The 22,018-nt window shown below is 68.8% G+C and carries 22 protein-coding genes and 1 pseudogene; 6 read left to right on the top strand and 17 right to left on the bottom strand.

Features of this window, described 5'->3' with window-relative positions; translation table 11 throughout:
* Positions 1 to 120: 120 nt before the first annotated feature.
* The 5 genes from K9S39_RS36750 to K9S39_RS36730 form a co-directional block, all read right to left on the bottom strand.
* Positions 121 to 702: a helix-turn-helix domain-containing protein gene (locus tag K9S39_RS36750; protein WP_248867637.1), complete on the bottom strand. Its 582-nt coding sequence runs from the start codon at positions 700 to 702 to the stop codon at positions 121 to 123.
* Positions 702 to 1,907 (bottom strand): tyrosine-type recombinase/integrase, encoded by a 1,206-nt coding sequence (locus K9S39_RS36745; RefSeq protein WP_248867636.1) that lies wholly within the window; start codon positions 1,905 to 1,907, stop codon positions 702 to 704. Before K9S39_RS36745 ends, K9S39_RS36750 begins: the two co-directional genes overlap by 1 nt.
* Before the next feature lie 50 nt (positions 1,908 to 1,957).
* Entirely contained in the window at positions 1,958 to 2,770 is an 813-nt protein-coding gene (locus K9S39_RS36740) for an adenine nucleotide alpha hydrolase family protein (protein ID WP_248867635.1), read from the bottom strand.
* A 63-nt stretch (positions 2,771 to 2,833) separates the two neighbouring features.
* Entirely contained in the window at positions 2,834 to 2,998 is a 165-nt protein-coding gene (locus tag K9S39_RS36735; protein WP_248867634.1) for a hypothetical protein, read from the bottom strand.
* Positions 2,976 to 3,446 (bottom strand): hypothetical protein, encoded by a 471-nt coding sequence (locus K9S39_RS36730; protein ID WP_248867633.1) that lies wholly within the window; start codon positions 3,444 to 3,446, stop codon positions 2,976 to 2,978. The genes K9S39_RS36735 and K9S39_RS36730 overlap by 23 nt, the downstream gene beginning before the upstream one ends.
* A 353-nt stretch (positions 3,447 to 3,799) precedes the next feature.
* Between K9S39_RS36730 and K9S39_RS36725 the strand changes: the two genes are divergently transcribed.
* Complete coding sequence (locus K9S39_RS36725; protein WP_248867632.1) at positions 3,800 to 4,492, top strand: hypothetical protein; 693 nt, start codon at positions 3,800 to 3,802, stop codon at positions 4,490 to 4,492.
* 53 nt (positions 4,493 to 4,545) lie between these two features.
* On the opposite strand, the gene K9S39_RS36720 is transcribed toward K9S39_RS36725, so the two are convergent.
* The 6 genes from K9S39_RS36720 to K9S39_RS36695 all read right to left on the bottom strand — a co-directional run bounded on the left by K9S39_RS36720 (position 4,546) and on the right by K9S39_RS36695 (position 11,651).
* Positions 4,546 to 8,667 (bottom strand): golvesin C-terminal-like domain-containing protein, encoded by a 4,122-nt coding sequence (locus K9S39_RS36720; RefSeq protein WP_248867631.1) that lies wholly within the window; start codon positions 8,665 to 8,667, stop codon positions 4,546 to 4,548.
* A gap of 58 nt (positions 8,668 to 8,725) precedes the next feature.
* Entirely contained in the window at positions 8,726 to 9,199 is a 474-nt protein-coding gene (locus K9S39_RS36715; RefSeq protein WP_248867630.1) for a hypothetical protein, read from the bottom strand.
* Entirely contained in the window at positions 9,199 to 9,768 is a 570-nt protein-coding gene (locus K9S39_RS36710; RefSeq protein ID WP_248867629.1) for a hypothetical protein, read from the bottom strand. Before K9S39_RS36710 ends, K9S39_RS36715 begins: the two co-directional genes overlap by 1 nt.
* 19 nt (positions 9,769 to 9,787) lie before the next feature.
* Entirely contained in the window at positions 9,788 to 10,117 is a 330-nt protein-coding gene (locus K9S39_RS36705) for a hypothetical protein (RefSeq protein ID WP_248867628.1), read from the bottom strand.
* Positions 10,118 to 10,367: 250 nt separating this feature from the next.
* Positions 10,368 to 10,889 carry a hypothetical protein gene (locus K9S39_RS36700; RefSeq protein WP_248867627.1) on the bottom strand — a complete coding sequence of 174 codons (522 nt, stop codon included), beginning with the start codon at positions 10,887 to 10,889 and terminating at the stop codon, positions 10,368 to 10,370.
* Positions 10,890 to 11,231: 342 nt separating this feature from the next.
* Positions 11,232 to 11,651, bottom strand: a complete 420-nt coding sequence (locus K9S39_RS36695; RefSeq protein ID WP_248867626.1) for a hypothetical protein — start codon at positions 11,649 to 11,651, stop codon at positions 11,232 to 11,234.
* 267 nt (positions 11,652 to 11,918) lie between these two features.
* Between K9S39_RS36695 and K9S39_RS36690 the strand changes: the two genes are divergently transcribed.
* On the top strand, positions 11,919 to 12,368 hold the full coding sequence (locus K9S39_RS36690; protein WP_248867625.1) for a hypothetical protein: 450 nt from the start codon (positions 11,919 to 11,921) through the stop codon (positions 12,366 to 12,368).
* Positions 12,369 to 12,581: 213 nt separating this feature from the next.
* Positions 12,582 to 13,247, top strand: a pseudogene (locus tag K9S39_RS36685) (phosphotriesterase family protein); the annotation flags it as partial.
* 254 nt (positions 13,248 to 13,501) lie between these two features.
* Here the strand turns inward: K9S39_RS36685 and K9S39_RS36680 are convergent.
* Together K9S39_RS36680 and K9S39_RS36675 are read right to left on the bottom strand one after the other, a co-directional pair.
* Positions 13,502 to 13,885, bottom strand: coding sequence for a PPOX class F420-dependent oxidoreductase (locus K9S39_RS36680; protein ID WP_248867624.1), 384 nt, complete (start codon positions 13,883 to 13,885; stop codon positions 13,502 to 13,504).
* Positions 13,886 to 14,106: 221 nt separating this feature from the next.
* Positions 14,107 to 15,327: an ROK family protein gene (locus K9S39_RS36675; RefSeq protein ID WP_248867623.1), complete on the bottom strand. Its 1,221-nt coding sequence runs from the start codon at positions 15,325 to 15,327 to the stop codon at positions 14,107 to 14,109.
* A 444-nt stretch (positions 15,328 to 15,771) separates the two neighbouring features.
* Here K9S39_RS36675 and K9S39_RS36670 point away from each other — a divergent pair, with 444 nt between their 5' ends.
* Entirely contained in the window at positions 15,772 to 17,010 is a 1,239-nt protein-coding gene (locus tag K9S39_RS36670; RefSeq protein WP_248867622.1) for an IS110 family RNA-guided transposase, read from the top strand.
* A 4-nt stretch (positions 17,011 to 17,014) separates the two neighbouring features.
* On the opposite strand, the gene K9S39_RS36665 is transcribed toward K9S39_RS36670, so the two are convergent.
* Entirely contained in the window at positions 17,015 to 17,305 is a 291-nt protein-coding gene (locus tag K9S39_RS36665; protein ID WP_248867621.1) for a hypothetical protein, read from the bottom strand.
* Between the two features lie 3 nt (positions 17,306 to 17,308).
* Here K9S39_RS36665 and K9S39_RS36660 point away from each other — a divergent pair, with 3 nt between their 5' ends.
* Both K9S39_RS36660 and K9S39_RS36655 read left to right on the top strand, forming a co-directional pair.
* Positions 17,309 to 18,079, top strand: a complete 771-nt coding sequence (locus K9S39_RS36660) for a maleylpyruvate isomerase family mycothiol-dependent enzyme (RefSeq protein WP_248867620.1) — start codon at positions 17,309 to 17,311, stop codon at positions 18,077 to 18,079.
* 208 nt (positions 18,080 to 18,287) lie between these two features.
* Positions 18,288 to 18,578, top strand: a complete 291-nt coding sequence (locus K9S39_RS36655; protein WP_248867619.1) for a DUF6332 family protein — start codon at positions 18,288 to 18,290, stop codon at positions 18,576 to 18,578.
* Here K9S39_RS36655 and K9S39_RS36650 read toward each other — a convergent pair.
* The 3 genes from K9S39_RS36650 to K9S39_RS36640 all read right to left on the bottom strand — a co-directional run bounded on the left by K9S39_RS36650 (position 18,539) and on the right by K9S39_RS36640 (position 21,939).
* Positions 18,539 to 19,204: a response regulator transcription factor gene (locus K9S39_RS36650; protein ID WP_248867618.1), complete on the bottom strand. Its 666-nt coding sequence runs from the start codon at positions 19,202 to 19,204 to the stop codon at positions 18,539 to 18,541. The two genes, K9S39_RS36655 and K9S39_RS36650, sit on opposite strands and share 40 nt — an antisense overlap.
* On the bottom strand, positions 19,201 to 20,490 hold the full coding sequence (locus tag K9S39_RS36645; protein ID WP_248867617.1) for a sensor histidine kinase: 1,290 nt from the start codon (positions 20,488 to 20,490) through the stop codon (positions 19,201 to 19,203). Before K9S39_RS36645 ends, K9S39_RS36650 begins: the two co-directional genes overlap by 4 nt.
* A 201-nt stretch (positions 20,491 to 20,691) precedes the next feature.
* Complete coding sequence (locus K9S39_RS36640) at positions 20,692 to 21,939, bottom strand: geranylgeranyl reductase family protein (protein WP_248867616.1); 1,248 nt, start codon at positions 21,937 to 21,939, stop codon at positions 20,692 to 20,694.
* Between the last annotated feature and the right edge of the window lie 79 nt (positions 21,940 to 22,018).

The following is a 22,018-nucleotide window of genomic DNA, read 5'->3' as shown; positions in this document are numbered from 1 at the left end:
CGGCCGCAGACATGACATGGCCGCGGGACTCTGTGTTCGCGCTGCCAGCAACGACGGCAGACCGGCTGGCCCTCGCGTCGCTCTGCGACTTTGCCGACCCGCCCGCAAACCAAGCACGGCTCAGCCCGGTCTTTCTCCCGGCGAGGCTGGCACCACGGCCCGCGAGCGTCGTGGAAGACAATGATGCCCGAGCGTCCGCAGCGGCAGCAGACTTCCGACGGCCGGCTCTTCTGGTAGCAGGTGTAGCAGAGATGCTTCGATTTCAGGACGATCATTCGGTCCCTGCCGCAGCCCTGACAGATGCCGCGTTCTTTCCGGCTCACCGTCAGCCTTCGGCGTCGAAAAAGTCCGTGGCCAGCAGCGACATGTCGGGAACCACGGGCCCTTGGGCTTCGGTTCCTGAGCCTCGGTTGCGGGCTCCACTTCGACGACCAGGTCCTCGAACTTGCACTTGAGGATTTTGCAGAGGGCGAGGATCAACTCCAACGGCATCTTCGGCGGCTGCTTGGTCTTCACCAGCCGGTAGATGCTGCTGCGGTCCATCTCGAAGCCGTACTTCCGCAGCTCAGGCCCCAGTTTGGTGGTGCTGTACCAATCCTTGCGAACAGCCATCAACTCCTGGAGCCGCCACTCGTAACGGGGCTGAAGGGCTTCCAGTCCCTGCCTCTCCTGCGGGTTGTCGCCAGCGGGAACCGCGGCCATCACGTCCTCCTCGTCTGACCGGTTCCGACGAGCTCGTCGGCCGTCTGGTCACTGAAGTCGTCGTCCATGTCGGCCTCGGCGTCCGCCCGCGCGAACGCGGCCGCCAACTGGGCCTCCTCCGCCGCGTCGAGGAACTCCCGGACCTTGAGGTTCTTGAAGTCGCTGCTGAGAGCCGTATAGATCGCGGTGGTCGCCGCATGAGAATGTCCGACTTGTTCGGTCACGAACTGACCGTCGTAACCCGCCTCGATCAGCCTGGTGACGTAGGTGTGCCGCAGGCAGTGCGGGCCGAGACAGTCCGGGAGTTCGGCGAGCTCGCGCCAGTGCTGGAAGCGCTGGTTGACCGCCCGCTCAGAGATCATCTCGTCGCGCTCGGTGGGGAACATCACACCGTCGTCCGGGCGATCGGCATAGAACAGCGGGCGGATGTGCTCCATGTAGAGACGGACGGTCTGCACTGCCCATGGCCAGACCGAGATCACCATGCGTCGTTTCGGCGGCATCCCTGGGCCGGCTGCTTTGCCCCAACGGACCGCCAGTCCCGCGTAGTCGCCGAACTCGGGCAGCTTGGCCTGGCGCCGCCAGTCGTGCGTCTCCAGCCGAGCGGTTTCTCGTCGCCGCAGGCCCCAGGCATACATCGTGGTCAGCATCGCCAAGTCCCGGGCCGCCGCGAGGGCGCCCTTGTGCCCGGCCGCCCTGAGCCGCTTGATCTCCGGGTCCATCTGCCCAAAGAGCTTCTTGATCTCCGGCCGAGACAGCGGCCGGTTCCCACTCGGCTGCCCGATGTACTCCTGGGCGTGCCGGACCGCGTTGAGGTCCCGCAGGGCGAAGCCGGCGAACATGCCGAACGTCTCCATGCAGACCTGCGGCCACTCGTAGGCCGGATCGCTCAAATAGGTGAGGTAGAGCGACAGATCGCTCTGGTAACCCCGCAGTGTCGACGTGGCCACCTGGTCCGCCAGCATCGCCGACCACCGGTCGAACATGGCGTGATTCCAGGCCGGCTCCCACGGATAGCCGTCGGAAAACGCCTGGACCTGGCGGGCAATGCGCGTACGCCCCTTGATCGTTCCGCTCGAGAGATGGCGAGCTCGCTGATGATCCTCGAAGCCCTTCAGTGTCTTGTCGAAGACCGCAGCGTGCGGCCTCAGCATCGAGATGCCCTCGACGACGTGCAACCGCGCGACTCCGGGAATGGCCGTCACACTGCCAGAACTCCCCCGACCCATCCGTCACCCTCCGCGACCGGCAGTGATCAGCCACACCTGCCACGTGATGCACTCGCTGCACCACCGATGCGGGGAGTACACCAGCGGCAGAGATCCCGCAGGTCGGATCCGACAACCAACCACCCCTTCGAGGGACCATTCGACGCGAGCTGCCATCGAAAGCGGTACTGTCCAGGCACTTCACAGCGGAGCCGCTGATGCAGCCTGTGCAACATTGCCCAGAGGCGCTTCGCGCGCGGCGCGCTCTCGGCAGCCCGCTGGCCCATGCAGTTCAGGATGCGCACCGGGCGTCCCAGGCCCGCCGATTCGGCGACGGGCCGCGTCATCAGCTTCCGGATCGGGCCCCGCTTCAAATCACTCGTGCACCACCTAGCTGCGGATGAAGGCCAGGCCGGGGCGGCCTTCGCCGTCGCCGGGTCGCGGCCCTCCTCGCGGGCCTCCTTCTCCGCCTTCGCCTTCAGCTTGAAGAACCTCGCGACGGCGTGCGCCAGGAGGTCGCCGCCCTCGGCCTTGACCACCTCGAAGCGCTCGCCGAGGCGCCGGGCCTGCTCCTCGGCGAGCTTGCGGGTGTCCTCCCCCTCGATGTCCCCGAGGTCCGCATGCACGATCACGACGCGGTGCAGCAGGCCGAGCTTGGCAGCCAGGTCGCGGACGTGGGAGGCCATCGCCTGACTGTCCTTTCCACCGCTGGAGTTCAGGAGAATCCAGTCGGCGGCGCGGAGCAGCGCGGCCGGGACGGTCGTGGCCGGCACGTCAGGGACGGACGGGTGGATGCGGCGGACGCGCTTCGCCTTCGGGGCGGGGGCGGAGTCGGCGAGCAGGGCCAGTTGAGCGCTCACGGGATCCTCGGCAGGAAGGAGGGTGCCGGGGCGCGGCGGTCTGCGTCGCGCCCCGGCGGGGCGTCAGGCCGCCGCGAGCGCGGCGCGGGCGTCCTTGTCCCATGCGGGGATGGCGATGCCGAGGGCCACGTAGCGGGCGGCGCGCCCCGCGGCCTTGCCGGGCCCGGCGTACTTGCAGCCCTTGTGGCGGCGCGGCGGCGCGGGGTTATCGCCCTTCCGGTCCCGCATGTGGCTGTAGTACGGGTCGATGTCGACCTCGCACAGCAGACAGACCAGGGCCCACCGGTGCTCGCTGCCGGGGTAGCCGTGGTGGACGCCCGTGCATCGGGTGCGTGCAGCCCTCGGGCTCGTCGACCGGTGTGGTGCGCGGGGCGTGGCCGAGTTCGAGCATCCGCAGCCACGCGGCGGCGAGGCTGGTCCGGTTGCGGGCGTTGTCGGGCAGGAGCGGGAGGCGTCGGCGACCGGCAAGGCGGCGGTGCGACACGCACAGCGGCACGGTCGTGCTGCCGCCGAACTCGGGGCGCTCCAGCCATGACGGCTGATGGGTGCCCAGGTAACTCCAGCGGTCGGCCTCTCCGTACTGGAGATAGGTGCGGCCGGGGTCGACGGGGCCCGGCGGCAGTGCGGGGGTGACCATCGCGGACGCGGGCATGTCGAAGAGTGCGACGGACTGCACGAGAGTCCCTTGCGGTTCGGGTCTGCGTCGGCGGTTGCTCCCCGCCAACACCCGAAATGGGGCAGCAGGCGTCGCAATGGCTCCACCTGACGGCACGATCCTGGTCAACTCGCCCAGATGGCCCGGCGCGAAGAGCCCTTCGGCCACCGTGACGACCCGCGTGATGGCAAACTGTCCGGCCAGCGGAGCCTCCGGTCTTTGTGAACGGCTTGTCTTCGTCGACTGCCAGTTCTACCGGGGCTCCGCTCCTCATGTCCGGCCAATCCACAGCTCAACCACACCCAACCCATAGCTTCACGGCCTTGCCCTTTAGGGCTGAGTAGTTGACTCGACCGGAAGGAAGTTGATCACGCATGAGGAAGATCGCCCGAACGGTCAAAGGGGCGGCCAAGAAGCTCTGGTCCCTCTTGTTCGTATGCCTGGTCCTTGCTGTGTCCGCGTGCTCGGCGGGTGGGCCGTCGAAGCGTGAGCTGAGGAAGATAGCCACCTCCACCGAGGTGCAAAAGCTCAGGGACCAGACGAAAAGAACCCTGCATGACCGCGTCCGGGAGATCGAGAGCGGCGTGCCGTGGCTGCGCCCGCTGAGCGTGGTGACCGCCGACACTTGCTCGGATACACGCGGGAACAGCCACCTGTTCGACCCGAATCCCCCGAAAAAGCAGTCGATGATCTGCGGAATAAACGCATACATCATCTTCTCCTCCAAGAAACGCCCCGTACAGGTCGTCAAGGATGTACGCAGTGCCGGCGTCACAGAATGGACGCAAAGCTCCATAGATGACATTTTTGACTACTACGGGAAAAATAAAGAAACCCGCTCCAGTGGCTACCGACCCAGCCTCTCCACCAGCTACGAATTGAGTATAAGCGAATCACTGAGTTGGGATGACAGAGGCCGCCCAGCGTCCATGCACCTTTCAAAGAAGTCCCTATGGAGTGAAATTACTCGCCGGTACAGCAACAAGTCGATCGAAGAACTCCGGGAAGATCATGGAACTATTTACATATGGACCTTGCATGGAGGAAACTACTTCAAGGCCACTTAACGCGAATGGGGCCCCGCTGACTGCGGGGCCCCATTCACTGTTCTTGTTTTACCTCACAACCCCCATCCGTCCATAGTGCCTTCCAGCGCATTGGCGTAGAGCCGGGCACCGCTGATCTTCGGATGGAAAGACTGTGCCGACAGGCCGTAGATGTTGAGGATGGGCCAGTCGATAGCCGGATTATCGCTGTCTGTCAGCTTGACGACGAGTCCGTGAATGGACTCCGGGTCACCACAGATCCCCTTGCCGGCAAACTCGCTCATCGGATTGGTGAAGCGCACATCGATGCCGGAAGGGCGTGCGTCCGCAGCCGCTGCATCCATCTGCACGGTGAGATCGTCCGCAACGGTTGCGAGCCATGCCGCAGATTCCTTGGACAACCCAGCGATCCCGAGCTTCCGGAGGCAGTCACCGTCGCCTTCGATCAGGCGCGGGTACCCCATGAGTTCAATCTTGGCGTTCGGCGCTTTCTCATGAATCGCCTTGATCGTTTTGACGATATCCGGACGGACGACCTTTTGCATCAGCTCGGGAACAGCGACCTCGAAAGGTTTGCCCACCTGCCCATCGTACTTTCCAGCAGGTTCGCCCCTGACATGATCCGCTGTAAGGACTGAGTTCTTACAGTTCCCTGTGGCCAAACCGACCAGACACGCCTGGATCACAGTGGCGAATAGTGAATCGTTTCCGCCAATCGACATCGTGACCAGCGTGGTGTTCTGGTCCAGATAGCCCTGTTGCATCTGTGGAAGCTCACCACTGTTTCCCTGCGGTGTGTCCAGGACGTTCTGCGTTCTGGCTCCGGAGCAGGCGATCAGATGGTGGTCCATGTTCGGGTTGTACAGGTCTTCCATCTCACCGATGGAGGACGAGAACCCTGGCGCCTTGGCCTGCCGGGACCACGCCTTGTAGGACCGGTGGCAGGCGTTGCGGGTGAACTCACTGTTCTTGTTCCGGTAGTTGGTCTCCGGGAAGTAGTCGGCGTTCCCCTCGGATGCACCGGAGGAGAAGGAGTCGCCCATGGAGACGATCTGGTGCCGCGGCTTTCCGGGGAGCTTTTGGAAGGCTACGGCGTCCCAGGCGATGTCTTCGGAGCCGGTTCCGTCTCCGGTGAAGTTGCTCAGGGAGACGGTCGGGGTGCCGGCGAAGTTGAACGCGCCCAGGCTCACCCAGCGGTTCTCGCGTGTGCGCTGCGGCACAACGCGGGTCGTACTGGTCGAGTTCGATCCGCCAACTTCGTAGGCGGCCTGCCGGGTGTGCGCGCCGTGGTCGGGCATGTGCACGAAGACCCGCGCCCAACCGATGTTGGACTGGTTCAGTGTCCACTTCCCAGTGATGAACATCCGCTTGGCGTCGGGTGTGCCGGGCTGCGGGTTGCGGGTGTGGGTGAAGTAGAAGTGATTTCCGTACCCGGCGCCGACCTGGTGAGTGTCGATCTTGCCTGGATAGGTGGTGACGGTGTGGGTGATGCCGTCATCGTCCTGCATCAGCGAGTCCCACGGGGCGTAGGTGAACTTGAACGTTCCGTTCGAGGACACTGTTCCGCAGCTTCGTCCTGCTGATCCTGCTGGTTGTGATCCGTTGGGAAGATTGTCCACGACCAGGCTTCCCGAGGGCAGGCCCGTGGAGCACTTCGGCGGGTAGGCCGTTCCGTCCGGTTGCTCCGGGTAGGAGGTGTTGAACCGGTGGACGGCGTTACCGCACTGCGCGAACGTGTCGCAGTCTTTCCACTGTGCGGGCTGGTTGACCCAGCAGTGCAGTTGGTGGTCGCCCTTGGCGCGGGCATCGAGGGTGCATGCGCCCTGGCCAGGGTCGTTGGAGTCGTTGTCGCCGATCTTGGACGGATCGCAGTTGTTGGATGCCGCGCAGAACAGGTCGACGGGCGGTTTGGCGTTGGCGCGGTTGCTTTCGCTGTTCCACCAGGCGGGGCGATATCCGGCCTGGAAGTCTCCGGGCGCGAACAGGGCTGAGATCGGGCGGGCCGCCCAGCCGATGACCTTTTCCTGGTAGGGCCAGTCCTGCGGGTGCGCGGCGTGGGAGTAGTCGTTCTCGCCGTCGGCGTTCTCCAGGAACGGAGTGCGGTTGGCTTTCCACAGGGGGTCGGCCGGGTTGTTGGTCCACCCCAGTCCGGTGTGGGCCGTTCCGCCGTCGGGGTCCTTGTCCCAGAATCCGGAGTTGTAGGCCCACAAGGCGTAGAACCAGTTCTCGATCCACTGGGGGTGGCCGCCGTTGACCTTCATTCCGGCCTTGTAGGTCTGGTCCCACTTCTCGGAGAGGATCTGTACGCCTGCGGCGATGTTGGCCGTGTAGTCGACCGCTACGGCATTCTGTGCGAGCTGTGACGTGGTGGTCTGGTCCCGGCCGGGAAGGCGCATGCCGTCAGTGACCTGGGTGATCCCGTAGCCGCAGTCGGCGTCGAACCAGTTGATGTGCCACGGATCGGTCTGGGAGCCGGAGGGGCTGTAGTCGATGCCGTAATAGTTGCCGATGAGGGAGTTCGCGGTGACGCCCGGGACGGCGAATCGGGTGGCCTGCCACATGTTGGATTCCTGCGCGGTGATGCCCAGCAGGACCTGTGCGGGGATGTGCCACTTGTCGTTGGCCCCGTCCTCACTCTCCAGTGCCCCCGAGGGGTCTCCCGCGAGTACCGGGGCCGGGAAGAGGCCACCGGGGCTGTATCCGCCGATGTCGTTCTTCTTCCATCCGGCCTTGCGGTAGAAGTCGAGCTTGTTGACGACGGCCTGGTCTGCGGCCCACTCCACCTGGCGGGGGGTGGGCTGGAACGCCTGGAGCATCGGATTGTTCCGCTCCACCGAGCAGGTCCGCTCAGAAGCGCCTTCAATGGGGCTGTTCGGGGACCCGGGCTTGGGTTCCCATCCTGCGGTGGCCTGGGTGCGCACCGTCTGGGTCGACATCCCGGAGCCTGCGGAGCCCTTCAGGGATTTCTTCCCGCCGGGGAGGACAGGAGACTTCGCCGCTCCCTGGCCGGCGGCTGTGGAGCCGCCGATCCGGTCGGCTCCCGGCGCGACATCGAGGGTTGCGGTCTTCCCCGTGCCCAGCACACGCAGTGTGGTCCGTACGGTGCGCGAGCTGTCGGCGTCCTCGGGGTCGATGACGGTGGTCTTGCCGTCAGCCCAGGCCGTGGTCAGTGCGGAGGCGCCGTGGCTGGAGATCAGCGCACCCTTGGTGATCTTGCCGGGGTTGTGGACATGCTCGGCTTTCGCCTTGCTCGTCGCCTTGCCCGTGATGAACACCTCGCCCCGCGAGCTGCGCGCCAGGTCCCATGCCTCCAGGGAGCCTTCGGCGAGGGTGGCGGGCTTCGTCTTCTTGCCCGCCTTCACTTTCTGTGCGCCGAGGTGCTGGGCGTAGGACTTCGGTGTCTTCTTGGCGGACTTGTCCAGGTCGCGGTCGATGAAGGTGACGCCGCCTTCGGCATCGGCCTTGATCTCGAACGGTACGGTGCGGGTCCGGGCCAGCTCGGCTTCTTTGGCCTTGTTGATCCGGACCTGCTCGTTGCCGTGTGCGGCGACGATTCCGTTGCTCGTCGGGACGGCGGAGGTGACCTGCCCGCGATGCGTGCTCTTGTATTTCTCCTTGCCCGTCGCCGCGTCGACGGTGATCAGGCGCGTCTTCTGTTCCTTGTCCCCGTCGTGGGTTAACTGGGAGAACACCACGTCATCGCTGTTGCCGCAGCCGGGGCTGAAGTAGGCCAGCGAGGCGGAGAACGGCAGCTTGGTGACCTTGCCGCTGCCGAGGTTGACGAGGGCGGTGAACGCGCCGCGCACCATCAGCTCGGGCTTGTTGGTGAACATGCGCGGCGCGTAGGCGACGGCCGCGTACTTCCCCGAGGCGGTCACACAGTGGTTTCCGATCCACGTGTCGGAGGCGAAGCCGTCTTCCCGCAGGGTGGCGACGGTGGTGAACGTATAGCCGTCCTTGGCGTCTGCGGCCAGGAGATGGAAGCCGCTCCCGTCGCCGCTGGTGGTGACAGCGGTGTCCTTGGAGGACTTGTAGTCCTTCCCGAGGACGGTGGAGCGCTCCTTGCCGGGAATGCTCGCAGGCTTGGGGGGATTCCTCTTTTTCTGCTCCTGGGTATCCCAGCCCTGTGCCGCGTCTTTGGGCGGCTTGGGCTCGTCTGCTTGCGCGGTACCTATCAGTGTTGTGGTGAGCGCCATGGCGGCAGCAACAGCCGCCGAGGCTCTTAATCGTTTGTGTCTCACGTATCCTCTGATCTCAGTAGTGCTGGACAGAGTCGATGTACACCTTCGGGTCCTCCGGCAGGTCATCCGCATACGACGTCGCCATCAGCGTGGTTTGTGATGCGGACTTGCCTGCGCTGACCTGACGGAACTCGAAGTTGTTCGTTGTCACCCACTCGTCCCCGTCCCCCACGCTGACCGTGACCTTGATGTTCGTGGCCTCGTCGGAGGTGTTGGTGACGTTGCAGGCGACATTGATGCCCGCCTCATTGGCGGTGGCGCGGATCTCCACGTCCCCCACGGTGACGATCTTCGTCTTCCCCGCGTAGCTGATGACCGCGGACGGTTCTTCCGCCGCCTCGGGCGAGGGGGGCTGGGAGGTGACGCTGATACTCGCCGACGGAGCGGGGCGGGGGGCCTCCTGGCTGCTGGAGCATCCCGAGGCCAGCGCGGCAGCCAGCAGTGCCGTGCGCAGGAGTACCGGGCGCGGCATGCGCGAAGGCGTCATCAGTTGCAGGAGCCTACGCCGAGGTAGTTGTCAACGACGGCCTTCCCGCCGACTTCCATGTAGGAGTACGCCCGGCCGCAGTAGCCCTTCTTCTGGTAGACGGGCCCGGCGTAGGAGCGGTAGGCGCCGAAGTCTTCGACGTCCGGGGTGGCGGTGTAGTTGTCCTTCAGCCGAATGCCCATGTAGCGGGTGTAGCCGGTGTCGTTGAAGAAGACGGCGCAGATCGGCTTGTCGTAGTAGGAGTCGCCTGTTTCGGTGCCGTTGGTCCACGTGTAGGTGGTGCCGTAGATCCCGTAACGCGACGCGCCGGTGGAGATGGTGTAGCCGGAGCCGCACACGTTGGCGGAGGCCGCGGCCATCTGGGGGTTGCTCTCCAGGATGGTCTTGGTGTTCTTCATCTTTGCGGACTTGGAGACCGTGTCCATGTCGACGGACAGGCTCTTGGCGCCCTCGACAGCGACCATCTTGCCCCCGCCGGGGGCCGGGTCGGCGGCAGACGCGGTGGGGGCGGTGAAGCCCACCACGAGGGCGGCGGAGGCGAGCAGGACAGCGGGTATGGACTTCTTCACGTGATTCCTTCTTGTGAGGTCAGCGCTCGTCGCGCTGCACGTCGACGCTCTTGATGGTGTAGTTCTTCGCCGGGGCGTCGGTTTTTTCGGTGATGGTGATCTCCTGCGGCCACGTCGTCGCGGGGTAGACGCCGGTGGTGGAGGTCTGGATCGTCTTCATGAAGGAGATGCCGCCGGGCGCGGTGACCGTGACGGTCACGGTGTAGAAGGCGCGCTTGGGGCCGTTGTTGGTGATGGTGACGGGCACCGTGATCCGGCCTCCGGCTTTCCGGGGCTTGTAGACCAGGACGTCACCGTTTCCCTTGCGGAAGTCGACCGTCCCGAACTGGTAGTCGCTTGGGCCCGGCACACTCGTGTTCTTCTGTACCGCATCGCCGGTGGCCCCGCTGGTGCTGCGGCGTTCCTCTTCCGCCGCGCGTTTCTCGGCAAGCGGGTCGGCGGAGGGGGTGGCTGTCGGTGCGGGGGTGGGTGTTCCCGACTGCGCCGGCGTCTCAGAGGCAGAGGGCGCCTGCGGCTTCTGGCCGGCGCCCGTAGTTTCCGCAGACCCGCAGGAGGCAAGCAGGGCGGAGGCTGTGAAAGCTATGGCGATTCTGGTCGTCTTAGTTGCACAGGTACTCATACTCACTCCGGTAGTTGACGTTCAGCGTTCCGTCGGTGAACCACATCTGACCGGTCACCGGGGCGCACACCGGATTGGAGGTGTAGACCGGGCCGGCGTACTGGCTGAAGTTGCCTTCGTCGGTGTCGCACGCGGTTCCCTGCCAGTTGCAGACCTTCAGCTTCATGTGCCGTGCCGCGCCGAGGTTGTTGTCCATGATGGAGCAGCCGTAGTCGTTGCCGCCCTTGGTATAGCTGAACAAGGTGGCGTGTCGTTTAGCCGGATCGATGCCTTTGGGCAGTGGGGTGGCCCGGCTGAGTTCGTATCCGGAGCCGCACACGGTGGCAGCGGCCGACACGATCTGCGGGTTCGCCCGCGCGATGGCCTTGGTCTGGGCGTTGGCGTTCTTGGCGACCGGGACTACCGGGACGTCAGCGGCGCTGGCCTGCGGTGCGAGCAGCGCGGTGACTGCCGCGGCGGTGGCTATGACCCCTGTGCGTAAGGCGTTCTTCGAGCACAACATGTGGCATTCCCCCTCTTTGCTATGTAGTTGTGCCACTGGTGGATGGCCGGGGCACAGTATCTCGAACAGCCGTACCAGCGACGGGATTTACGACAATCGCATCAGCCGTGCCGGGGGGGGCTTTCCCGCGCCTCCTGGCCCAGGCGTCCCGGGACCAGGACCGGGAGCGCCAGGCCGTCAGCTTCTCGGGGCTTCAGCTCGTCGGATTGCCCCAGCACGCGGTCAAAGCGACTTTAGGAGCGGGGCTTTGCTGCATGCGGGGACTGTGCAAGGTGGCCGACACCCGACCCCCAGCTAGGGGCGGCGGGATGGTGAGCGCCCGCCGGAACGGGCGCCCGGACTTCACGAACCGAAGTGGCTGCTGCCGTCGTGATGCAGGTGGATGCCGTCGACGGGCAGGCCCTTGGTGGCGTCGTAGTCCCGCCAGGTACGCACGGTCGAGTCCCAGCCAGAGGCGCCGACGACCCAGCCGTAGAAGTATCCGGTGCCGAACCGCTCGTACTGGCCAAGACCTTGCTTGTCGGGGTGTGCGGCGAGAACGGCCTCGAACACCGTCCGGATGACGCGTGCCTCGTACGTGTCGGCGTCGAAGCGGCGGGACTCGAAGTGACAGTAGCCGTAGTCCCTCACGTCCGTGCGGGAGGAGACGGCCAGCCGCGCGGCGACGTCGTCGGGCAGCACCACGACGGGCCGCTCCCACTGGTCAAGCGTGACGGTCACGTGCGCCACGGCCAGGTCATCGACGGTCGTCGGAGAGGTCATCGGAACAGGTCCTCCAGGGATGAGCGGACGAGGTTTTGAGCGGTTTCAGGCGGTCTCGACGCGCGCGCACGCGTAAGAGCACGTTGCTTCACGCTGTTTCGCGTTGCTGGGGCGGGTGTGACGGGTGTGGCACTCGCCGCGGTCGGCGGCGGAGCCCCTGTCGGCACGGGGCTTGCCGGGCGCAAGGTGGGACGCACCGCCCGCCGGGTGAAGGGCGGGCGGTGCCAGCGGGTCAGGCCGTGGTGGGCTCGCGGTATCCTCGACCGGATGGCGCCGGAGCCCGTGGTGCGCGAGACCCTGCGGCTCGTCCTGCCGCGCCTGGACGATGCCGCCGCCCTCGTCTCCGCCCACGGACCCGCCGAGGCCAAGTGTGCCCGGCTGCGGCACTTGAACCTGATCGACAGCACCGTGCGGGTCCACGGCGCCGCCACGGTCAACCACGTCGGCATCCAGCCGAACAGCCACCTCGTGGCGTGGGGCAACCAGACGCCCTGGCGCGCGCGTCCGACGAGGACGCGACGTAAGCCCCAGGCGCCGTCCACTCTCCCGTCGCCCGCCCCGCCGCTCCCCGTGGCCGCACCCCGCGGCCGGCGGCCGGGCAGGACGGAGACCGATCGTGGCCCGACGACGCACCGGCCCCACCGACACGGTGAAGGACCTCGTCTACCAGCGCGACGGCGAGCGCTGTGTGCGCTGTGGCTCCCCTGCACCGGCTGACGATCCACCACCGCGTCGACCGGGGCATGGGCGGGGCGCGGGAGCCCTGGATCAACCAGGCGCACAACCTGTTGTTGGCCTGCGAGCCGTGCGGCTGGTTCGAGGACAATCCGCGGGAGTCGTACGAGGCCGGGTGGAAGGTGCGCCGCCCGCAGCTCCCGGACGGGGTGGAGGTGCGGTACGCGGACGGGCAGGCGTACCGCCTCACCCCCGATGGTGCGCGCGCCACGACCCGCCATCGGAACATCCGGCCCCGCCACCCATCCCACCGGCCCCGCCATCCGTACCGTCCTCGGCGATATCGCCCCCGCCGACCTCGGCATCTGCGACGCACACGACCATCTGTTCCTCCGCAGCCCCCAACTCCCGGGCCAGGAGCTCGACGAGGCCGGGCCCGCGGCCGCCGAGCTGGCCGCGTTCCGCGCGGCCGGCGGCGCGGCGGTGGTCCAGTGGACGCCCTACGGCATGGGCCGCGGCATCGCCGAACTGCCCCGGCTGGCACGGGAGTCCGGGATAGGGATCGTCGCCGCTACCGGCCTGCACCAGGCCGCGCACTACGCTCCCGAGGTGCTGGAGCGGGTCCACGCGGATCTTGCCGGGCTGTTCGTGGCCGAGCTGACCGAGGGGATCGGCGGCAGCGGCGGGCCCCGGGCTGGGATGATCAAGGTCGCCGGGGGTTTCCACGGCCTGGACGGGCATGCCCGGCACACCATGGCCGCGGCCGCCGAGGCGCACCATGCCACCGGCGCCGTCATCGGCGTCCACCTGGAGCTGGGCACCGGGGCCCTGGACGTCCTCGACCTGCTCTGCGGGGAGTTGGGCATCCCACCAGGCCGGGTGATCCTCGGGCACCTCAACCGTTCGCCGGACCTGACCGTGCTGTGAACGGAGGCCCCGGTATGCCGCACCTTCTGCGCCGCCTGGGCCCCCGTTGCCGCCCGGTGGCGGCGTGCACGAGGTGACGACGTGCGCAGGGTGACAGCGTGCGCGCAGAGTGGCGGGGTGCCCCGGATGACGGCCGGTCACAGCACGCCCGGTTACAAGGCGATCCGGCCACAAGGCGCCACTACCGCAAGGCAATCCGGTCACAAGGCGCCACGACCGCAAGGCGCTCCGGTCGCAAAACGCCCCGGTCACAAAGTCACGGAGATCCCCACATGCGGCCGCCGCCCCCGGCGCAGCAGCGCGCCTCCCGTGTCCATCAGCCGGAACCGCAGCCCGTATTTGCCGGCCATCGCCTTACGGACGCGGCCGAGCCCGGCGGCGCCCTCCAGGAACCGGGCGGTGCCCTCGACGGTCCGCGCGCCCTCTGCGATCCGGCCGCGCACATCGCACGGGGTGACTGTCACCCGCGTGTCGCTGCGCAGCCGCTTCACCTTCCAGCTGTCGTCCCGCGTCCACACCAACAGCTCGTCCTCTTCGGCCACCGCCCATACGGGGGTGGCCACCGGGGTGCCGTTCCTACGGTAGGTGACCAGGCTGACGTACGGGCTGCGGGCGATCGCGTCGGGAATCATGGGCGCAGCCTAGGCCGTGGCCGTGCCGTATGGCCGCTGGTTGCCGGTGGACGTCCGTTGGCGGCAGACGCCCGGTTGCCGATGGACGCCCGGTTGTGCCTTCGTGCGCCGCTCCCCCGTCACCGGCGGCGGCCCGGCCCGCGCACCAGCACTCATCCACCACCTACCGCACATCCACCGCCTGCCGCCCACCGCCCTCGCCCACCTCCGCCTACCTTCGCCTACCGCTCGACGACGAGAAGCGGATCGTCCAGCACCGGCTGCCAGGCCAGCTCCGCAGCGCCGACCAGGCTGTTGTGGTCGAGGCTGCACGGCAGGATCGGCACCCCACCGCTGCGCCCCCACAGGCTGCGCTCCGCGACCACCGCCCGCAGCCGCTCCGGGTCGGCCTCCAGGAGGGCGCGGTGCAGGCCGCCGAGGATGATGCGGTCAGGGTTGAGGATGTTGACGAGACCCGCGATGCCGAGCCCGAGCCGGTCGATGAGGAGGTCGGCGGCGGCGCGTACCCCCGGGTCGGCGTACTCGTTCCGGAGCAGGTCGGCGGCCTGCTGGAGCAGTGAGACCTCGGGGCCCGGTTCCCGCCCCGCGGCGCCGAGGAAGGCGAGCGGGTCCGCCTCGACGTCCAGGCAGCCGCGGCTGCCGCAGTGGCAGGGCGCGCCCTCGGGGTTGACCGCGAGATGGCCGACCTCCAGGGCCAGGCCCGAACTGCCGCTGTGCAAGCGGCCGTCGAGCACCAGCGCCCCGCCGACGCCGCGGTGACCGGAAGCCACACACAGCAGGTCGCGGGCGCCCCGGCCGGCGCCGTGCCGGTGTTCGGCGAGCGCCATGAGGTTGACATCGTTGCCGGTGAAGCCGATCGTCCCGGTCACCCCGGGGATCCCGGCCTCGGCGAGTGCCTCCTGGAAGATCGCGCGTACCGGGGCGCCCGAAGGCCAGGCGAGGTGCAGCGGGTTGAGGGCCTCGCCGTCCGGTTCGGCGACGGCGGAGGGTACCGCGAGGCCGGCGCCGAGGCAGCGCCGGCCGGTCTGGCGCAGCAGGGCCGAGCCGGCGGCGACGGCGTCGGCGAGGACGTGCGCCGGGTCGGCGGAGATGGTGCCGCGGCCGGTCGCGGTCGCCGCGATGCGGCCGCCGAGGCCGACCAGGGCGACGCGGAACCCGTCTGCGTGGATCTGTGCGGCGAGCACGACGGGGCCGTTCTCGTCGACGAACAGCCGGTGGGAGGGGCGCCCTTGGGAGCCGGCGGAGGCGGTCGGCCGGGAGTCGACGGTGATCAGTCCGAGCGCTTCGAGCTCGGCGGCCACCGCCCCGGCGGTCGCGCGGGTCACGCCGAGTTCCGAGGTGAGGACGGCGCGGGTGGGCGCGCGTCCGGTGTGTACGAGCTCCAGTGCGGGTCCGAGGGCGCCACGGCCCCGCTCCAGCCTGGTTGTCCGAGTCTGGGTCACGTCTCTATTCTGACTTTGTACCGATGTTAAATAAAATGGGGAGGTCCTAATTCGTGAGTAGGTGGTTCCAGACCAGCCCGAACGGGGCTGCTGGACTGTCGAAGTGGTGGGGATCCGTAGCGGCCGCGTGGGCGCCGGGCAGACTCCTGTGTGGTCCGGGCCCGTCGAGGCCTCACGAAAGACCGGTGGCGCCCGGCGTCTTCGGGCCGCTGCGGAACTCATCCACCCGTGCCGAACATTGATCTTCGTGGTGCGAGCCCGTCGCAGGGTGACCTCTCCTTGTTGTCCCGAGCCTTCGAGCTCTGTCCGAGATCGGGGCCCCTGCGAGGCGCTGGCGTCACGAACGGCTGGTGAGATGGCGGACCCGCGAGTCCTGGAATTAGGTCGCCGCGTGGCCCACACAGGCTTGTCACCTGCACAAACGCATAGGGCAAGGAGCAGAGATTGAACGTGTACTGCGGGATCGACTGGGCCGAACGACACCATGACGTCACCCTGGTCGACGAGGCCGGCACACAGCTCGCCAAGCGGCGGATCACCGACGACGCCGCCGGCTACCGGATGCTGCTGGAACTGCTCGCCGAGTACGGCGACACCCCCGAGGACCCGATACCGGTGGCCATCGAGACCAGCCATGGCCTGCTCGTGGCCACCCTGCGCACCGGAACCCGCCGGATCTACGCGGTCAACCCGCTGTCCGCCACCCGCTACCGCGACAGGCACAGCGTCTCGCGCAAGAAGTCCGACCCCGGCGACGCCCTGATCCTGGCGAACATCCTGCGCACGGACATGGACGCCCACCGGCCGCTGCCCGCTGACAGCGACCTGGCCCGCGCGATCACCGTGCTCGCCCGCGCTCAGCAGGACGCCGTCTGGAACCGCCAGCAGCTGGTCAACCAGGTCCGCTCGCTGCTGCGGACCTACTTCCCGGCTGCCCTGGACGCCTTCATGGGCAAGCAGTACGGCCTCGCCCGCCCAGAAGCCCGCGCCGTCCTGACCGCGGCCCCGACCCCGGCCCGCGCGGCGAAGCTGTCGATCGCGCAGCTGCAGGCCGCACTCCGCCGCGCGGGCCGCAGCCGGGGTATCGAGGCCGAGGCACGGCGCCTGCGGGAGATATTCCGCGGCGACTACGCCCGCCAGCCACAGGCCGTCGAAGACGCGATGGGACACCAACTCGCCGCCCTCGTCGTCCAGCTGGACGCCGCTTGCCGGGCTACGGACGAGTTGGCCGAGGCGGTGGAGGAGTCTTTTCTCCAGCACCCGGACGCTGACGTGCTGCTCAGCTTCCCCGGCCTCGGCGTCCAACTCGGCGCCCGGGTGCTCGCCGAGACCGGAGACGACCGCGACCGCTTCACCGACGCCCGCGCCTTGAAGGCATACGCCGGATCAGCCCCCATCACCCGAGCCTCGGGCAAGAAGAAGTTCGTCGGACGGCGGCACATCAAGAACGACCGCCTGATCACGGCGGGATTCCTGTGGGCCTTCTCCGCGCTGCGGAGTTCGCCCGGCGCCGACGCGCACTACCGCCGCCGACGTGCGGCGGGAGACTGGCATGCCCAGGCCCAGCGGCATCTGTTCAACCGGCTGCTCGGCCAGCTCCACCACTGCCTGCAGACCCGGCAGCTCTTTGACGAGCATCACGCGTTCACCTCCTTCCCAGCGGACCTGGCCGTCGCGGCTTGACTTGTTAGGCACGTGAGATGTCTTTCGGGGCCGTCACCACCCGTCGGGCCGTCCACCACCGGATACGCACCCCATATACGGAATCCCCCATGTACGGCATTCCCCCTGTGTGCGGCATTCCCCCTGACCCGCACTCGTCCGGCCGCGCCTCGCGCTCACCGCATGCTCCGTCGCGGACGGCGTCGTCCTCGCCGGAGGGGGCGCCCGCGTCCCCGCCGTCAAGGCGCATGACCGGCGCCGGGGCGGCCGCACGGGCCCGCTTCGGGCCGTTGTCGGTGGCGGCTGGCACACTCAAGGCATGGAGATCACTGAGTTCGTCGAAACGCTGCGACTGGACGGGGCGTTGCTCGCCAACGCCGCGGAAGAAGCCGGGCCCGATGCCCGGATTCCGGCCTGCCCGGAATGGCAGATGCGGGACCTCGTCACCCACATAGGGCGAGTCCACCGCTGGGCGACGGAGATTGTGATCGAGGGAGTCGAGCAGCCCCGCCGGTTCCCGGACGCTCCGGAGCTGACCGACGAGGAGCTGGTGCCCTGGTTCCGGGACGGCCACCACCGCCTCGTGGTGGCGCTGCACACCGCCCCGCAGGACCTCACCGCCTGGGCGTTCCTCCCCGCGCCCTCCCCGCTGGCTTTCTGGGCGCGCCGCCAGGCCCATGAGGCGTCGGTGCACCGCGTGGACGCACAGCAGGCCGCCGGCGCCTCGCTCACGCCCCTGCCGTCCGCATTCGCCGCCGACGGAATCGACGAACTCCTGACGGGCTTCCACGCCCGGAACAAGAGTCGCGTCCGTACGGACCAGCCTCGGACTCTACGGCTGCGCGCGACGGATACGCCCGGCGCGGACTGGACCGTGTATCTCTCCGACGCACCGCCGCGCACCGTCCGTACGGCCGGTCCAGCGGCCGGCACCGACCTGCCGGAGCCCGGAGCAACGGCGGACTGCACGATGGAAGGCCCGGCCGAGGACGTGTATCTCGCGCTGTGGAACCGCCTGCCCTGGGACGGAGTGAAGATCAGCGGCGATGACACGCTGGTTGAGCTGTGGCGGGAGCGATCAGGGATCTGAGTACCGGCTGAGCACCGGAGCCGCGGTGGCGGACGGGGCTGCGGACCGGGCTGCGGGCGGGGAAGCTCGCGGGCGGGTGCGGACGAGGCGGGGACGAGTCCCGCCCGCGATGCCCCGGGCGGCTCCGTCGCACTGCCGATGCCGTTGGCGTCGGCAGTGCGACGGAGCCTCCTCCCAGCAACCGGGCGACAGCTGGCAGAATCGCCCCATGTCACCCACACGTACTCAGGACGAGCGGGACGCCATCACGATCGAGATCGTGTTCGCTCTGGTCAGCGCCGTGTTCATGGGCGTCATCGTGTTCCTCGGTCTGGGCAGCCCGGTGCTGTGGGCGGAGTTGCCGCGGGCGGCCTGGGAAGGCCCCTGGCTGACGGCGAGCGGCTGCCTCGGGCTGGCGGTGTTCGTCGTCCGGGTGTGGTGGGTGCTGCGGCGGCATCGCCGGCCGGGCCTGCCGGGGCGTCAGCCCAGCCAGCCCGGCCGTACCAACCCCGACTCGTAGGCCAGCACGACCAGTTGCGCGCGGTCGCGGGCGCCCAGTTTCACCATCGTCCGGCTGACATGCGTCTTGGCGGTCAGCGGGCTGACGACCAGCCGGCGGGCGATCTCCTCGTTGGAGAGCCCGATGCCGACCAGCGCCATCACCTCGCGCTCCCGCTCGGTCAGTTCGGACAGCGCGTCGGCCGCGGCCGGTTCCTTCGAGCGGGCCGCGAACTCCGCGATCAGCCGACGGGTGACACCGGGCGACAGCAGCGCGTCGCCGCCGACGACCGCACGCACGGCCCGCAGCAGCTCCTCCGGTTCGGTGTCCTTGACGAGGAACCCCGAGGCGCCGGAACGGATCGCCTCGAAGACATACTCGTCCAGTTCGAAGGTGGTCAGCATGACGACCTTGACGCCGGACAGCCGCGGGTCCTCGGTGATCCGTCGGGTGGCGACCAGACCGTCCATCACCGGCATCCGGATGTCCATCAGGACGACGTCCGGACGGTGCGCACGGACCGCGGCCAGCGCCTCCTGCCCGTCGGCTGCCTCGCCGACCACCTCGATGTCGGGCTGAGCGTCCAGCAGCACCTTGAACCCGGCCCGGACCAGCAGCTGGTCGTCGGCGAGCAGTACTTGGATCACGACTCCTCCTCGGTGGCGGCCGGGGTCACCGTACCGGCACCGGCGGCCCGTCCGTTGTCCTCCGCCCCGGCCAGCGGGATACGCCCCAGGACCCGGAAGCCGCCGTCCTCGCGCGGGCCCGCCTCGACGGTGCCCCCGAGCGCGGCGGCCCGCTCCCGCATCCCCACCAGTCCGTTGCCGCCGCCGGTCAGCTCCCCCGTGTCAGAGGTCGACGGCCCGTCGTCGTCGATCCGGATCTCCAGCTCCGCGGGCGTGTAGCGCAGAAGGACGCGTGCGGTGCGCGAGCCGGAGTGCCGGACGATGTTGGTGAGCGCTTCCTGGACGATCCGGAAGGCGGCGAGGTCGGCGCCGGGCGGCAGGGTGGTGTGGGCGCCCTTGGTGGCGACCTCCACCGCGAGGCCCGCTCCCCCGGCCTGCTCGGTGAGTTCGGTCAGCCGTTCCAGGCCGGGGGCCGGGGAGCGCGGGGCGTCGCCGCGCGTGCGCAGTGTGTCGAGGACCTGCCGGACCTCGCCGAGCGCTTCCTTGCTCGCGGCCTTGATGGTCGTCAGCGCGGTACGCGCCTGCCCGGGGTCGCTGTCCAGCAGGGCCAGGCCCACGCCCGCCTGGACGTTGATGACGGAGATGCTGTGCGCGAGGACATCGTGCAGTTCACGGGCGATCCGCAGCCGCTCCTCGTCGGCCCTGCGCTGTTCGGCGGCGGCCCGTTCGGCGCGGACCTTGGCGAGCTGCTCGCGACGCACCCGCGCCAGCTCCGAGACGGCCACCACGGCCACCACCAGGGCGGGGATGAACAGCTCCTGCCCCCAGGGGGCGCTCTTGTACGGCGGCAGCCAGCGGTAGAGCCAGTGGGCGACGAGGATATGACTGGCCCACAGCCCGCCGATCGCACACCAGGCGACCGTGCGGTACCCGGCGACGATCGCCGCGAAGGTGCCGAGCGCGATGGTGAGGAAAATCGGCCCGTACGGATAGCCGGCCGCGAAATAGACGGCGGCGGAGGCGGCGGTGCCGATGGCGACGGTCCGCGGGTAGCGGTGCCGGAAGAGCAGCAGGGCCGCGCCGATGAACAGCAGGGCCCGCGCGAAGGAATCGAGCGGGACGCGGTCCAGCTGGCCTCGTCCGGCGAAGTGGGAGCCGGCCATGACGAAGGCCGTCACCGCGAGTGTCGAGAGCCAGGGCAGCCGGGTGCCCGCCCAGCTCTTCGGTTCCTCACCGGCGGGCGACAGCCCCCGCGCCCAGACCGGACCGAGGCAGCGCCGCGCCCACGGCGGCCGTGCGTTGTCCATGCCGGTAACGCTAGACCGCGGCGGGACGGGCGGCGTCAGCCCGGCGCAGTGACCGGAGGTACTCCTACGGGAGTAGCGCGGGGCGGGCTCCCTCATGAGCGGAACGCCCCATGCGCGGAACGCCGTCACGAGCGAACGTCCCTCACCAGCGAACGCCGCCCACGAGCGCCCCCACACTCCCGGCCCCTCGCCCCCGGGCCCTCACCCCCGCGCCCCGGCCCCTCCCGCCCGGTCGAACGCCTCCAGCGCCCGCCGCGCCACGGCATGCGTACGCACCAGCTCGCCCAGCGTCGTCGTACCCCGGGTGATCTTCGCGAAAGCGTGCCAGGCGGGCCGGAAGCCCGTGACCGCGGCGTGCATCAGACCGGGCCGCCGGGAGAAGACACTCAGCATCCGCCGCCCCACACCCATCTCCACACCGAGGCCCGCCTTGATGGCGAAGGCGTAGTTCAGGGCCTGGCGGCGCGCGTCCACCGCGTCATGCGCCTCCGCGACGCGGACCGCCCACTCCCCCGCGAGCCGTCCGGAACGCAGCGCGAACGAGATGCCCTCCCGCGTCCAGGGCTCCAGCAGCCCCGCCGCGTCGCCGCACACCAGCACCCGGCCACGCGACAGCGGGGAGTCATCGGAGCGGCAGCGCGTCAGATGCCCCGAGGAGATGCTCGGTTCAAAGCCCGCAAGGCCCAGCCGCCCGATGAAGGCGTCCAGATAGCGCTTGGTCGCCGCGCCCTCGCCGCGTCCGGAGATGACACCGACGGTGAGGGTGTCGCCCTTGGGGAAGACCCAGCCGTAGCTGCCGGGCAGTGGACCCCAGTCGATGAGCACCCGGCCCGCCCAGTCCTCCGCGACCGTCGCGGGCACCGGGATCTCCGCCTCCAGGCCGAGGTCGACCTGGTCGAGCTTGACTCCCACATGTGCGCCTATCCGGCCGGCGCTGCCGTCCGCGCCCACCACGGCGCGCGCCAGCACCACTTCGCCGTCGCCCAGCACCACGGCGACGGTCCGCCGGTCCGGGACCTCGGCGCCGTGCTGCTCCACCCGCGAGACCGTGACGCCCGTACGGACCGTCGCGCCCGCGTCCTTCGCCGACTCGACGAGCCCGGCGTCGAACTCGGGCCGGCTGATCAGCCCGAAGAGCATGTTCTTGGAACGGCGGGTGCGGGTCAGCCGGCCGTTCAGCGAGAACGTCACGGCATGGACGCGGTCACGCAGCGGCAGTTCGAAGCCGGGCGGCAGCGCGTCCCGTGAGGGGCCGATGATGCCGCCGCCGCAGGTCTTGTACCGCGGCAGTTCCGCTTTCTCCAGAAGCAGCACCCGGCGCCCCGTACTCGCCGCGGCCTGGGCGGCGGAGGCGCCGGCGGGCCCCGCGCCCACCACCACGACGTCCCACACCCGCCGGCGGTCGTCGGCTGCCTGCTCGTTGTCCTCGGCTGCCCGCTCGCTGCTCACCTGTGCGTCTGCTCCCGTTCGATGGCTGCCTGCGCGTACCGCCCGCATCCTACGGGCCGCCGTCGCGCGGACCGCCTGT

The organism is Streptomyces halobius (assembly GCF_023277745.1).
In the GTDB taxonomy this organism is placed as follows: Bacteria; Actinomycetota; Actinomycetes; order Streptomycetales; family Streptomycetaceae; genus Streptomyces; species Streptomyces halobius.
This window is presented reverse-complemented; position numbering and strand designations above follow the sequence as displayed.